Annotated in this window: 3 protein-coding genes and 1 pseudogene; 2 read left to right on the forward strand and 2 right to left on the reverse strand. The window is 48.9% G+C overall.

Features of this window, described 5'->3' with window-relative positions; all coding sequences use genetic code 11:
* Positions 1-245, forward strand: a 245-nt coding sequence (locus tag AB0B35_RS42060) for an aminoglycoside phosphotransferase APH(3') (RefSeq protein WP_042863672.1), incomplete at its 5' end; no start/stop codon positions are given.
* A 153-nt stretch (positions 246-398) separates the two neighbouring features.
* Here AB0B35_RS42060 and AB0B35_RS42065 read toward each other — a convergent pair.
* A complete protein-coding gene (locus tag AB0B35_RS42065) occupies positions 399-578 on the reverse strand; it encodes a hypothetical protein (protein WP_000902128.1) in 180 nt (59 codons plus the stop codon).
* Between the two features lie 91 nt (positions 579-669).
* Positions 670-1,374, reverse strand: coding sequence for an IS6-like element IS26 family transposase (locus AB0B35_RS42070; RefSeq protein ID WP_001067856.1), 705 nt, complete (start codon positions 1,372-1,374; stop codon positions 670-672).
* A 129-nt stretch (positions 1,375-1,503) separates the two neighbouring features.
* Here AB0B35_RS42070 and AB0B35_RS42075 point away from each other — a divergent pair.
* Positions 1,504-1,880, forward strand: a pseudogene (locus AB0B35_RS42075) (APH(3') family aminoglycoside O-phosphotransferase); the annotation flags it as partial.

Raw genomic sequence — 1,880 nt, forward strand, 5'->3', positions numbered from 1 at the left:
ATTCAGTCGTCACTCATGGTGATTTCTCACTTGATAACCTTATTTTTGACGAGGGGAAATTAATAGGTTGTATTGATGTTGGACGAGTCGGAATCGCAGACCGATACCAGGATCTTGCCATCCTATGGAACTGCCTCGGTGAGTTTTCTCCTTCATTACAGAAACGGCTTTTTCAAAAATATGGTATTGATAATCCTGATATGAATAAATTGCAGTTTCATTTGATGCTCGATGAGTTTTTCTGATAGTTAGTCTTTGTAGAGACACAAACCTGAAATTCCGGACACCGCGCTTCAGGACATCTCCCTGGACGCCGATATCTGGCAGTATCCGGACGGTACTATCGAACGCCGGGCCAACGGTACTACCCTGCCCTTTATGACTGACGACCGGCTATCTCACCCACGCACTTCTCCCTGAAATTTAGCATCGTCGCGGTTAATGTCGAAAATTTGCCACCTGACGTGGTTGGCATCGAGGGTGAAAACTGCCGTGGCGAGGGTGTTCTCCTCATCCGGATCGTCGGCAGCCAGCCGGTATTCACCGGCATCAATTTTCAGATTGATATCGTGCAGCACCTGGGTGGTGCCGAAATGTTTAGCGACCGCGCTAAATTCGGCACTGTTGCAAAGTTAGCGATGAGGCAGCCTTTTGTCTTATTCAAAGGCCTTACGTTTCAAAAACTCTGCTTACCAGGCGCATTTCGCCCAGGGGATCACCATAATAAAATGCTGAGGCCTGGCCTTTGCGTAGTGCACGCATCACCTCAATACCTTTGATGGTGGCGTAAGCCGTCTTCATGGATTTAAATCCCAGCGTGGCGCCGATTATCCGTTTCAGTTTGCCATGATCGCATTCAATCACGTTGTTCCGGTACTTAATCTGTCGGTGTTCAACGTCAGACGGGCACCGGCCTTCGCGTTTGAGCAGAGCAAGCGCGCGACCATAGGCGGGCGCTTTATCCGTGTTGATGAATCGCGGGATCTGCCACTTCTTCACGTTGTTGAGGATTTTACCCAGAAACCGGTATGCAGCTTTGCTGTTACGACGGGAGGAGAGATAAAAATCGACAGTGCGGCCCCGGCTGTCGACGGCCCGGTACAGATACGCCCAGCGGCCATTGACCTTCACGTAGGTTTCATCCATGTGCCACGGGCAAAGATCGGAAGGGTTACGCCAGTACCAGCGCAGCCGTTTTTCCATTTCAGGCGCATAACGCTGAACCCAGCGGTAAATCGTGGAGTGATCGACATTCACTCCGCGTTCAGCCAGCATCTCCTGCAGCTCACGGTAACTGATGCCGTATTTGCAGTACCAGCGTACGGCCCACAGAATGATGTCACGCTGAAAATGCCGGCCTTTGAATGGGTTCATGTGCAGCTCCATCAGCAAAAGGGGATGATAAGTTTATCACCACCGACTATTTGCAACAGTGCCGATAAAAATATATCATCATGAACAATAAAACTGTCTGCTTACATAAACAGTAATACAAGGGGTGTTATGAGCCATATTCAACGGGAAACGTCTTGCTCGAGGCCGCGATTAAATTCCAACCTGGATGCTGATTTATATGGGTATAGATGGGCTCGCGATAATGTCGGGCAATCAGGTGCGACAATCTATCGATTGTATGGGAAGCCCAATGCGCCAGAGTTGTTTCTGAAACATGGCAAAGGTAGCGTTGCCAATGATGTTACAGATGAGATGGTCAGACTAAACTGGCTGACGGCATTTATGCCTCTTCCGACCATCAAGCATTTTATCCGTACTCCTGATGATGCATGGTTACTCACCACTGCGATCCCCGGGAAAACAGCATTCCAGGTATTAGAAGAATATCCTGATTCAGGTGAAAATATTGTTGATGCGCTGGCAGT

This window comes from Catellatospora sp. NPDC049133 (assembly GCF_040648455.1).
In the GTDB taxonomy this organism is placed as follows: domain Bacteria; phylum Actinomycetota; class Actinomycetes; order Mycobacteriales; family Micromonosporaceae; genus Catellatospora; species Catellatospora aurea.